The sequence below is a fragment of the Shewanella baltica genome, from assembly GCF_900456975.1.
Classification (GTDB): Bacteria; Pseudomonadota; Gammaproteobacteria; order Enterobacterales; family Shewanellaceae; genus Shewanella; species Shewanella baltica.
This window is the reverse complement of the sequence record NZ_UGYM01000002.1, coordinates 2193419-2204786: the sequence shown is the minus strand read 5'-3', so window position 1 is coordinate 2204786 and position 11368 is coordinate 2193419. Positions and strand designations below refer to the sequence as shown.

9 protein-coding genes are annotated in these 11368 nt (G+C 46.9%); 5 read left to right on the top strand and 4 right to left on the bottom strand.

Annotation, left to right across the window (positions count from 1 at the left end; translation table 11 throughout):
- Nucleotides 1–6: 6 nt before the first annotated feature.
- Genes pgl through DYH48_RS09865 form a run of 3 tightly spaced genes read left to right on the top strand, consistent with a single transcriptional unit; the run spans nucleotide 7 to nucleotide 3203 of the window.
- Entirely contained in the window at nucleotides 7–705 is a 699-nt protein-coding gene (gene pgl / locus DYH48_RS09875; protein WP_006081565.1) for a 6-phosphogluconolactonase, read from the top strand.
- Between the two features lie 9 nt (nucleotides 706–714).
- Nucleotides 715–2541: a phosphogluconate dehydratase gene (edd, locus tag DYH48_RS09870; protein WP_115334658.1), complete on the top strand. Its 1827-nt coding sequence runs from the start codon at nucleotides 715–717 to the stop codon at nucleotides 2539–2541.
- Nucleotides 2542–2561: 20 nt separating this feature from the next.
- On the top strand, nucleotides 2562–3203 hold the full coding sequence (locus tag DYH48_RS09865) for a bifunctional 4-hydroxy-2-oxoglutarate aldolase/2-dehydro-3-deoxy-phosphogluconate aldolase (RefSeq protein ID WP_006081567.1): 642 nt from the start codon (nucleotides 2562–2564) through the stop codon (nucleotides 3201–3203).
- A gap of 182 nt (nucleotides 3204–3385) precedes the next feature.
- Here the strand turns inward: DYH48_RS09865 and DYH48_RS09860 are convergent, their stop codons facing one another.
- From DYH48_RS09860 to DYH48_RS09850, 3 genes are all read right to left on the bottom strand, one after another.
- Nucleotides 3386–4735, bottom strand: coding sequence for an anti-phage deoxyguanosine triphosphatase (locus DYH48_RS09860; RefSeq protein ID WP_071939812.1), 1350 nt, complete (start codon nucleotides 4733–4735; stop codon nucleotides 3386–3388).
- A 25-nt stretch (nucleotides 4736–4760) separates the two neighbouring features.
- Nucleotides 4761–5348 carry a 5'-deoxynucleotidase gene (gene yfbR, locus DYH48_RS09855; protein ID WP_115334657.1) on the bottom strand — a complete coding sequence of 196 codons (588 nt, stop codon included), beginning with the start codon at nucleotides 5346–5348 and terminating at the stop codon, nucleotides 4761–4763.
- A 287-nt stretch (nucleotides 5349–5635) separates the two neighbouring features.
- The gene (locus DYH48_RS09850; RefSeq protein ID WP_006081570.1) at nucleotides 5636–6850 is read right to left on the bottom strand and encodes a pyridoxal phosphate-dependent aminotransferase; all 1215 of its coding nucleotides are present in this window, start codon (nucleotides 6848–6850) and stop codon (nucleotides 5636–5638) included.
- 775 nt (nucleotides 6851–7625) lie between these two features.
- Here DYH48_RS09850 and DYH48_RS09845 point away from each other — a divergent pair.
- On the top strand, nucleotides 7626–9008 hold the full coding sequence (locus DYH48_RS09845; RefSeq protein ID WP_006081571.1) for a Na+/H+ antiporter NhaC family protein: 1383 nt from the start codon (nucleotides 7626–7628) through the stop codon (nucleotides 9006–9008).
- Between the two features lie 296 nt (nucleotides 9009–9304).
- Entirely contained in the window at nucleotides 9305–10639 is a 1335-nt protein-coding gene (locus tag DYH48_RS09840; RefSeq protein WP_115334656.1) for a glutamine synthetase family protein, read from the top strand.
- A 157-nt stretch (nucleotides 10640–10796) separates the two neighbouring features.
- On the opposite strand, the gene efp is transcribed toward DYH48_RS09840, so the two are convergent.
- Nucleotides 10797–11357 carry an elongation factor P gene (gene efp / locus DYH48_RS09835; protein WP_006081573.1) on the bottom strand — a complete coding sequence of 187 codons (561 nt, stop codon included), beginning with the start codon at nucleotides 11355–11357 and terminating at the stop codon, nucleotides 10797–10799.
- Between the last annotated feature and the right edge of the window lie 11 nt (nucleotides 11358–11368).

Sequence of the window (11368 nt, the reverse complement as noted above, 5' to 3'; positions counted from 1 at the left end):
ACTTTGATGATTAAAGAAACCGTATTCAAATCTTTCGATACGCCAAGTGCGTTAGAACAGCAACTGGCCAGCAAGATTGCGAGCCAGTTACAGGAAGCCGTCGATGCCCGCGGAAAAGCGAGCCTAGTGGTTTCCGGTGGTTCGACGCCGCTTAAGTTATTTCAACTATTGAGCATGAAGTCCATCGATTGGAGTGATGTTTATATCACTCTCGCCGATGAGCGCTGGGTTGAAGCCGACGCCGATGCTTCTAATGAACGTCTAGTGCGTGAACATTTATTACAAAACCGCGCGTCGAATGCCAAATTCCGCGGTTTAAAAAACATGTTTTCGACCGCAGAAGCGGGCGCCGATATGGCCGCCGAGTCTTTGTCTAATTTCCCGCGTCCTTTTGATGTGGTGGTATTAGGCATGGGTAACGATGGTCATACATGTTCTTGGTTTCCCTGTAGCGCTGAGCTTGAAAATGCGCTCACAACCCAAGCCCTGTGCGTGGCGACTAACCCCACCACAGCGCCCCACGGCAGAATAACGCTCTCTAAGAGTGCGATTCTGAACAGCAGACAAATTTATCTGCACTTGGTCGGGGAACAGAAATTATCCGTATATCGTCAAGCGTTAGAAAGTGATGATGTCCATGCTATGCCTATCAGAGCCGTATTAGCGCAGCGTAAAACGCCCGTTGATGTGTTCTGGAGCGCTTAAGGAGTCAAGATGCACTCAGTAGTTCAAGCTGTTACCGACAGAATTATTGCCCGTAGCAAAGCGTCACGTGAAGGTTATCTCGCCGCATTGAATGATGCCCGTAACCATGGTGTACACCGTAGCTCATTGAGCTGTGGCAACTTAGCCCATGGTTTTGCCGCCTGTAATCCAGACGACAAAAATGCATTGCGTCAATTGAATAAAGCGAACATTGGCATAGTGACGGCATTTAACGACATGTTATCTGCGCACCAACCCTATGAAAGCTATCCTGAATTGCTGAAAAAAGCCTGTCAGGAAGTCGGCAGTGTTGCACAAGTGGCAGGCGGTGTTCCGGCCATGTGTGACGGTGTGACTCAAGGTCAACCCGGTATGGAATTGAGCTTACTGAGTCGTGAAGTGATTGCTATGGCAACGGCTGTGGGCTTGTCTCACAACATGTTTGATGGCGCTTTACTGCTTGGCATTTGCGATAAAATCGTTCCAGGTTTACTTATCGGCGCCTTAAGCTTTGGTCATTTACCTATGTTATTCGTGCCCGCTGGGCCGATGAAATCAGGTATCCCGAACAAAGAAAAAGCCCGTATTCGTCAACAATTTGCCCAAGGTAAAGTGGATCGCGCGCAGCTGTTAGAAGCTGAAGCCCAGTCTTACCACAGTGCAGGAACCTGTACTTTCTACGGCACTGCAAACTCGAATCAGCTGATGCTTGAAGTGATGGGGCTGCAGTTACCAGGCTCGTCATTTGTGAATCCTGATGATCCACTGCGCGAAGCCTTAAACAAGATGGCCGCTAAGCAAGTGTGTCGTTTAACCGAAATGGGTACTCAATATACCCCAATTGGTGAAGTGGTCAGTGAAAAGTCTGTGGTTAACGGCATTGTGGCGCTCTTGGCTACCGGCGGTTCTACTAACTTGACTATGCACATCGTCGCCGCGGCTAGAGCTGCCGGTATTATCGTGAATTGGGATGATTTTTCTGAATTATCCGATGCCGTGCCATTAGTGGCGCGCGTGTATCCAAACGGTCACGCCGATATCAACCATTTCCACGCAGCAGGCGGCATGGCGTACTTAATCAAAGAATTACTTGATGCGGGTCTATTGCATGAAGATGTGAATACCGTTGCGGGCTTTGGTTTACGCCGTTATACCCAAGAGCCAAAACTGCTCGACGGTGAACTTCGCTGGGTCGATGGCCCTACAACAAGTTTAGATACTGAAGTGTTGACTTCAGTCGCATCGCCTTTCCAAGGCAATGGTGGTTTGAAATTACTGAAAGGTAACTTGGGCCGCGCTGTAATCAAAGTATCAGCGGTACAAGAACAACATCGTGTCGTTGAAGCGCCAGCGTTAGTCATTGACGATCAAAACAAACTCGATGCCTTGTTCCAAGCAGGGGCTCTGGATAGAGATTGTGTAGTTGTGGTTAAAGGCCAAGGGCCGAAAGCCAACGGTATGCCAGAACTGCACAAGTTAACCCCATTATTGGGTACGCTTCAGGACAAAGGCTTTAAAGTCGCGCTGCTGACCGACGGTCGTATGTCTGGCGCGTCGGGTAAAGTCCCCGCGGCCATTCACTTGACGCCGGAAGCCTTAGATGGCGGCTTAATTGCCAAAGTCAAAGATGGCGACTTGATCCGTGTCGATGCGTTAACAGGTGAACTGAGCCTGCTTGTTTCTGAAGCAGAACTTGCCACCAGAACCGCCGGAATAGTCGATTTACATCGCTCACGTTATGGCATGGGCCGCGAGTTATTTAGTGCACTACGTTCCAATCTAAGCAGTCCAGAAACTGGTGCGCGTTGTACTAATGCCATCGATGAACTTTATTAATACAAAGGAAGAATAACGCAATGCTTGAGAATAACTGGTCACTACAGCCACAAGATATTTTTAAACGCAGCCCTATTGTTCCTGTTATGGTGATTAACAAGATTGAACATGCGGTGCCATTAGCGCGAGCACTGGTTGCCGGCGGCATTAGCGTGTTAGAAGTGACTTTGCGTACACCTTGCGCACTCGAAGCTATCACTAAAATCGCCAAAGAAGTGCCAGAGGCCTTAGTGGGCGCGGGTACTATCTTAAACGAAGCTCAGCTTGATCTTGCGATTGCCGCTGGTGCGCAGTTTATTATTACCCCAGGCGCGACGGTTGAACTGCTAAAAGCCGGTATGCATGGTCCTGTACCATTGATCCCAGGCGTTGCGAGCATTTCAGAAGTGATGACGGGTATGGCGCTTGGTTACACCCACTTTAAATTTTTCCCAGCTGAAGCTTCGGGTGGTGTGGATGCACTGAAAGCCTTCTCGGGTCCGCTTGCGGATATTCGCTTCTGCCCAACAGGTGGCATTACGCCAAGCAGCTATAAAGATTATTTAGCGCTGAAAAACGTCGATTGTATTGGTGGTAGCTGGATTGCGCCAACGGATGCAATGGAACACGGCGATTGGGATCGTATCACTCAACTTTGTAAAGACGCCATCGGCGCTTTATAAATCGAGCTTGAAATAGCGACAAAAAAAACCACCGCAAGGTGGTTTTTTGTCTTTCATCTTTAGCCTTTGATAAAGAATGTCTGCGATAGCTGGCGCTATAGAAAGTCTAGCTTTTATAGAAATTCGCACATTTACAAACTGTCTGGTTTTACAGCAAGTCGGGCTGCGCAATGTCTGCTTGGCTACATTTCCTTACTCAGTTCCACATTCGAACCCGCTTTTGGGCTAAATAGCTGTTGATACAGTCGCCCCGCAAACTCATCGGTCATTCCCGAAATATAGTCCGCCAAGACTCTGTGGCTGTTTAAGCCTTGTTGCTCACTTTCGCGCCAGCGCTCTTGGGTGTTCAGTGGCAGTAAACGCTCGGGATCGGAAGCGAAGGCTTCGAATAAGCCCATCACAATCTGCTGGCCCTTATATTCGAGCATTTGGATCTCAGGTTTACGGATCACGTATTTATAAACCAGTTGCTTGAGCACATTGAGCGCAATGGCAAATTCCGGCTCTAAGGTGGCATTAAAGCGTAATAATGGTTCTTCAAACACGTCATCTTCTGAGATAACAATCGCGGTGACAAAGCCATTAACGAGGGTGCCTATGGCATCTTTACGTAGGTGATGCTCATGGGAAAACAGCTTATTGCCAATATCGGCAAGCTCTTGTCGTATCCACGAATCGCCGCTGTTGGTCAGTGTCGGCGCAACATCTTGATGCCACTGGGATGCCGTGACTATACCCATCACGATCGCATCTTCGAGATCGTGCACCGCATAGGCGATATCATCTGCCAGTTCCATAATCGAGCAATCGAAGGATTTAAACTGAGTGCGCAGATGTGGATAGTGGTGCAGGGCGGGGTGTGATCCTTGCTGCGTCGATGTAAAACGACTGCGGTCTGCCTCAGATAACGGCTCAAGCACCCAAGCGAAGATGTCGTTATCATCGTCGAAAATGCCCTTAACCGGCGGCCATTGTGACGGCTTGAGCTGTCTATGGTTGGTGATTTCATTATGCTCGCCCGCGACAAATAGCTTCGAGTGCGGCGCGGGGTATTTCAAAATCCCGAGCATGGTACGCCGACACAAGTTCATCCCGAAATCTAATGTGTAGGGCTCAAGCTTAGAGAGAATTCGAAAAGTTTGGCCATTGCCTTCAAAGCCGCCGTGGTCGCGCATCATGTAATTCAATGCCACTTCGCCGCCGTGGCCGAAGGGAGGATGACCAATATCGTGGGCTAAACATAAGGACTCTAATAAGCTCATAGAGCAAAGCAGCTGCTTATGCTGTGGATATTTGCGTCTGAGCTGGGCTGCTATGCCAGTGCCAATTTGCGAGACTTCGAGTGAGTGGGTTAATCGAGTGCGATAGAAGTCATTCATGCCAACGCCGAGCACTTGCGTTTTGGCCTGCAGGCGGCGAAAGGCGGCCGAGTGGAGAATACGCGCCCTGTCTCTTTGGTAAGGGCTGCGGTGATCGTTACGCCGTTGTTTATCTTCACCATGACGGCGTTCTTGCCAAACACTTGAAGTCATATGCATTCCTAGCGAGAGTGGAAAATCAAAGCATCTTGTTAATTTCGTCTAAATTCAAGGTGAAACTGGGCACAAAGCAGCTCATAAAATACTGTACTGCGGGATCAGGATTTGTCGCCAGCATATCTTCGAGACGCTTACGGGCGGTATTGAATTCACTGTTGCCGGCGCGGTTTTCTTCAAGACATTTAAGGTAAGCGCACAGAGTATCGGCGGATTTCACTATGGTCTTGTAAATGGGATCGGCGTAATCACTGATGAACAGACTGCGATAATCTTCTTTAAATTCCTCAGGCACCATATCCAGCATGCGCTGCTCGGCAATCGCCTCAATCTTTTTATACTCGGCTTCGATTTCTTTGTTGAAGTATTTCACTGGCGTCGGTAAGTCACCCGTGAGAATTTCACTGGCATCGTGAAAAATCGCCAGGCTCGTGGCTTGATGGGGATCAAGCGTCGTGCCGAACTTTTTATTGCTGATGATCACCAGTGCATGGGCCACCATGGCGACTTGTAGCGAGTGTTCCTGAACATTTTCAGTGCGAACGTTGTACATCAAAGGCCAGCGTTGGATAAGTTTCATTCGAGCTAAATGGGCAAATAAGTGACTCATAGTTTTCCTGTTAATTCGAGGGCCAGCGTTGGATAAGCGTCATTCGTGTTCTAAAAACGGCACATAAATGACTCTTAGTTTGCCTGCTAATGAGTGAATAGAAAGGCGACAAGCTGCATTGGAAGACGTGACACGAGTTGAATAAGCAGTATTGACGCTAATGAAGTCTTAGATTATCACAGCCTCGGATGACACGTGAGTATGAGCGGGAGATTTTGTAAAAATCGCTAAAAATAAAGCGACCACTAGGATCGCTTTATGACTCAAACCGTTAGCCGAGGCTAAACCTACTGCCGATAGTTTTCGAGGAAGGCGCCAAACTCGGTAAATGCTTTTTTCAGATCTTCTTTATAGGGTAAGAAAACCACGCGTAAATGGTCGGGCTCAGGCCAATTAAAGGCGGTGCCGTGCACTAACAAAATTTTCTTTTCTCTGAGTAAATCCAGCACTAAGCGCTCATCATCCCGCAGATTGAATTTCTTCATATCCAGTTTAGGGAAAGCATACAGTGCGCCCTTAGGCTTTTTCACGCTGACGCCCGGGATTTGATTCAACAGCTCGTAACAGGCATCCCGTTGAACTGTGAGGCGACCTTTAGGTAATATCAGCTCGTTAATACTTTGATAGCCGCCGAGCGCGGTTTGAATCGCATGTTGATTGGGCACGTTTGCACACAGGCGCATCGAAGAGAGCATCTCTAAACCTTCGATATAGCTCTTCGCGGCTTTAAGATTGCCAGACAACATCATCCAACCGACGCGAAATCCCGCTGCGCGATAAGCCTTTGATAGACCATTGAAGGTAACAGTTAAAATATCGTCCGACAGGCCAGCCGCAGGAACATGCTTGGCTTCGTCATACAAAATTTTGTCGTAAATTTCATCGGCAAATAAAATCAAACTGTGTTCACGGCAAAGCTCAACCACTTGCAGCAGTAATTCTTTGCTGTAAACCGCGCCTGTAGGATTGTTTGGGTTGATCAGCACAATACCGCGGGTACGCGATGAAATCTTACTTTTAATGTCGTTGAGATCGGGGAACCAGTCCGCTTCTTCATCACAACGATAATGCACCGCTTTGCCGCCAGCGAGATTGGCAGCCGCCGTCCACAGTGGATAGTCAGGTGAGGGGATTAAAATTTCATCATCGGTGTTAAGCAAACCTTGCATCGCCATCATAATGAGTTCAGAGACGCCGTTGCCTATATAGATATCTTCGATATCGACACCAAAAATCCCTTGGGCTTGATAATGCTGCACTATGGCCTTGCGGGCAGAGAATAATCCTTTTGACTCACAGTAGCCTTGCGCACTGGGTAGATTAAGGATCACATCGCGCACAATTTCCTCCGGCGCTTCGAAACCGAAGGGGGCGGGATTACCAATGTTAAGTTTGAGGATCCGATGACCCTCGTCTTCTAAACGTCTGGCTTCCTTGTGCACTGGGCCGCGGATGTCATAGCAAACGCTATCCAGCTTGTTGGATTTGATGATAGGGCGCATTTACACCTCGGAACATGCATAAAGTTTTGGCTTAAGTTAGCGCACCATAACGAAATTTCACTGTAGATGAAAGGGGGGAGCAGCACAGAATGGGACTTTTTTTGTAAATACCACTTAGTTAAATATGCTTTAACAGTCAATTAATGAAATAAGAACAAGTTTTATATTCTGACTTTAAGAAGGTTTTAAGAGTGTTTAGCTAATACTGACGGTAGATAAAACCCGCTTTACGTGTTTTTGGGATGCAGGAAGAAAATAATCACGCTTGATGGAAATGCATTTTCAGTGGCTGACGGCTATTTCGTTTTATTTGTTTGTCCTATAAATCTTAGTAGGGGAAAAGTGTATTTTAGCAAAAGCTTAATGATTGATTTTTAATCACAGTTCCTCGATAAGATCAACTTATGCCAGCTGTATATGACCTTGTGATAAATAGGCATATTTATTGAATGCTTATTAAGCTGAGAGGATCATAAACGGTTTCGTTGCGAGTGAGTTAAAAGACTTTAAAATCATTGTATTATATTGATTTTGTTTGCAGCCGTTAAAATTATTTTCTATCAAGTTAAATTTATAGTTGACTCAATATTCGATGCGCTTTATTTTCTGCGCGATGTTTTTGGCAAGGCACCTCAGATAGCAAGCAATTAGCGGGTTTTATCTTCAGGGTTAGTCATCATGAAGCAGCTGTGTTGACGTTCTGAATCATGTTGATTTCAGACGTTATTCTAAAACCATTTGCCTTTTAGGCGATTTATTTAGAGGACCTAAGTGCATGTCTGAACCGACAGCGTTAAGTCTCATCCCACCTTTGGTGGTATTGGTGTTAGCTATTTGGTTACGCCGTCCCATTTTATCTCTGATCATAGGTGCGGTAACCGGTTTCCTGTTACTCGATCCCAGTCAAGTCTTAAACAATTTTGCCAGTGTGTCATTGAAGGTCATGGCCGATGAAACCATAGGTTGGTTGATTCTGGTGTGTGGTGGTTTTGGTGCGCTGATTGCGCTTTTGGTCCGCACCGGCGGCGCGTTAGCGTTCGGCCGTAATGCACTGAGATTTGCTAAGGGACCCAAATCTTCCCTGTTGATGACGTTTATTCTTGGGATCGTGATTTTTATTGATGATTATCTCAATGCGCTGACCGTGGGTGAAACCATGAAGCGTGTAACGGATAAATTTAAAGTGTCCCGTGAGATGCTCGCCTATGTTGTGGATTCCACTGCCGCGCCTGTGTGCGTGTTAGTGCCATTATCGACTTGGGCAGTATTCTTTGGTGGGTTATTGGTCGATAACGGTGTGGCGGCCGAAGGTCAGGGCATTGCTGTCTACATGCAAGCGATTCCTTACATGCTTTACGCTTGGTTAGCCGTGGCTATGGTGCTACTTGTGGTACTCGGCATAGTGCCTGCCATTGGTCCGATGAAAACTGCGCAGCTGCGCGCCGCACAAGGCGAGCCAGCAGAAGCTCAAGTGGATTTTGACCAAGTGCAAACCTCGGACGAGTATGCGGTTAAAGCCATCGAAGAGGAATTTAAGCACGCCGATAATCATGGCAAATTACACAACTTTTTAGTGCCGATTGGTTTGTTAGTGGCCTTTACCGTGTACTTTGATATCGACGTGTGGAAAGGCTTGCTGGCGACTTTAGTCATCACTATCCCTTATTATGCTGTGCAGCGTTTGATGCCGTTATCCGAGATGATGGATCAGATGATTGATGGCTTTAAGAGCATGCTACCGGCGATTAGCACTGTGATTGCGGCATTTGTGTTTAAGGACGTATGCGATCAGTTATTACTGCCGCAGTACGTGATTGAATCATTAAGTCCGTTTATGACGCCTAAATTGCTGCCTGCAGTGGTGTTTTTATCCATGGCGATCCTCGCGTTTGCGACGGGTTCGAGCTGGGGCATTTTTGCGGTGACCATTCCTATCGTTATGCCATTAGCGCAATCGGTGGGCGCGGATATCCCATTAGTGATTGGTGCCTTGTTGTCGGCATCATCATTTGGTAGCCAAGCGTGCTTCTACTCAGATTCAACCGTATTGGCCGCCCAAGGCTCAGGTTGTAACTTAGTGAGCCATGCTGTGACTCAGTTACCTTATGCGCTGATCGCCGCTGTACTGGCGTTTATCGGCTTTATCGTGATTGCGTAAATACTTTCATGATTAGAATAAGAAACCAGCTGCGGCTGGTTTTTTTATGTCTGCCGTAATTGGGTTCGGCGGTTAAAGTGGGGAAAAGGCGAGTGGAGAGTGGCTAGGCTTGAACTAGGATAAACACGATTACACTCTTAAATGAAGACGCCCAGCTGATGTCAAATTATATTTTACGGAATTGTCATTTATATTTTACATATTTCATCGTTACCATGTAGCTTTTCAAATCAAAGCCTGATTATACTTTGCATCCTTCATGGTGTTATTTTCAACATTAGTGGCAAATGAATCAAATGGACTCAACCCTTCTTACTGCGTTTTTCCAGCACGGCACCATACGTGATGTCGAATGTTTATTCCCTGATATCTCAGGCTATCCAAGGGGGAAGCTCATGCCAGCCCGAAGCTTTGCTCAGGGTGCTGAGTTACGTATTGCCCAAGCGATTTCGATGCAGGCGATTACCGGTGAGTATTCCTACGATCCAATTTTCCCCGATGCTGATCCTGATCTGTTACTCGTCCCCGATTACAGCACCCTAAAAATGATCCCGTGGAGCACAGTGCCGCGCGCATTTGCCATCCATGACTGTGTGTTGCTCGATGGCAATTTATGTCCATTTGCGCCGCGCTCCATTTTAAAAAATGTGTTGGCCCGTTACCAAGCCCTTGGGTTAACGCCAGTGGTGGCCCCTGAGATTGAGTTTTATCTGACTGAAGCCAATACCGACCCGAGTGCGCCGTATCAGGCGCCTATTTCAAAAAGTGGCCGAGCTGAAAACGGTCAATCTGCGTTTAGCATGAATATGCTCAATGAACTCGCGCCATTTTGGGATGACTTTAATGCCGCCATCGATGCGATTGGGATCAAAGGTGATACTTGGATCCATGAGATGGGGCTATCGCAATATGAAATTAACTTAGTGCATGGCGATCCGCTGGCCTTAGCAGATCAAGCTTTTATGTTTAAATACGCGGCGAAAGAAATCGCCATTAAACATGGCTTGAACGCGATATTTATGGCGAAACCCATAGCAGGCCAACCCGGCAGTTCTATGCATTTACATCAAAGTGTCGTGGATGATAAAGGCAAGAATATTTTCAGCCATGCAGATGGTAGCGATACTGAACATTTTCACCATTACATCGGCGGATTACAAAAGTATCTACCTGATTTAATGTTGTTATTCGCACCCAATATCAATTCATTCCGACGTTACATTTCCGGTAGCCAAGCGCCGATTAATTTAAGCTGGGGCGTAGATAACCGCACTACAGGCTTACGAGTGCCATTGAGTGCTCCGGTGGCGCGACGGGTAGAGAATCGCATTGCGGGCGCCGATGCCAATCCGTATTTGATGATTGCCGCATCTTTGGCTGCGGGACTTGCGGGAATGGAAGAAAAACTATCCCCAAGCGCGCCAGAAACCGGTAGTGCTTATGAGAGCAGCCATGACTTAGCGCAAACATTTCTCGCTGCATTAACGCAAATGCGCCAAAGTGATTCGGCAAGGCGCTTACTTGGGGATGATTTTGTCACGGGTTTTGTGTCAGTGAAGGAGATCGAGTTTCAAAGTTATTTGAGTGAGATAGGTGCTTGGGAGCGACGTTTCTTAGGGCCGCAATGCTAGCGCTTATTTGCTGAGGGGATGTTGCTGGATAACGCCTTATTTCCTTGAGTGACTCGACATCCCACAAATACACCCCACAAATCACGCGACTAAAAAACAGCAACAAAAAAGCCAGTGCAAGCACTGGCTTTTCTTCGACAGGAAACGAGAAGGGCTATTAAACGCGCTTCTTGAATTCGCCAGTACGAGTATCGATTTCAATCTTGTCGCCAACTTTCACGAAGTCAGCAACAGTAACAGTGCCGCCGCCAGTGATAGTTGCTGGCTTCATCACTTTACCTGAAGTATCGCCACGAGCAGAAGGCTCAGTGTAGATCACTTCACGTACGATAGTGGTTGGCATTTCAACAGAGATAGCTTTGCCATCGTAGAAAGTCACTTGGCAAGTTTCTTCCATACCGTCAACGATATAAGCCGCTGCATCACCTAAGTTTTCTGCTTCTACGTCGTATTGGTTATATTCTGCATCCATGAATACAAACATAGGATCAGCAAAGTAAGAATAAGTACAATCAAGACGATCTAGGATGATGTCTTCTAACTTATCTTCACCTTTGAAAGTCGTTTCAGTACCAGAGTTAAGCAGTAAGTTTTTCAACTTTAACTTAACGATAGCAGCGTTACGGCCAGAACGAGTTGTTTCAGTTTTCTGCACAACCCATGGGCTGCCATCTAACATGATCACGTTACCAGGACGGATTTCATGAGCAGTTTTCATTACACTATTTC

Excerpts from the sequence above, each read along its gene's own strand:
- pgl (WP_006081565.1), top strand. The coding sequence starts at position 7 with ATGATTAAAGAAACCGTATTCAAATCTTTCGATACGCCAAGTGCGTTA.
- edd (WP_115334658.1), top strand. The coding sequence starts at position 715 with ATGCACTCAGTAGTTCAAGCTGTTACCGACAGAATTATTGCCCGTAGC.
- DYH48_RS09865 (WP_006081567.1), top strand. The coding sequence starts at position 2,562 with ATGCTTGAGAATAACTGGTCACTACAGCCACAAGATATTTTTAAACGC.
- DYH48_RS09860 (WP_071939812.1), bottom strand. The coding sequence starts at position 4,735 with ATGACTTCAAGTGTTTGGCAAGAACGCCGTCATGGTGAAGATAAACAA.
- yfbR (WP_115334657.1), bottom strand. The coding sequence starts at position 5,348 with ATGAGTCACTTATTTGCCCATTTAGCTCGAATGAAACTTATCCAACGC.
- DYH48_RS09850 (WP_006081570.1), bottom strand. The coding sequence starts at position 6,850 with ATGCGCCCTATCATCAAATCCAACAAGCTGGATAGCGTTTGCTATGAC.
- DYH48_RS09845 (WP_006081571.1), top strand. The coding sequence starts at position 7,626 with ATGTCTGAACCGACAGCGTTAAGTCTCATCCCACCTTTGGTGGTATTG.
- DYH48_RS09840 (WP_115334656.1), top strand. The coding sequence starts at position 9,305 with ATGGACTCAACCCTTCTTACTGCGTTTTTCCAGCACGGCACCATACGT.
- efp (WP_006081573.1), bottom strand. The coding sequence starts at position 11,357 with ATGAAAACTGCTCATGAAATCCGTCCTGGTAACGTGATCATGTTAGAT.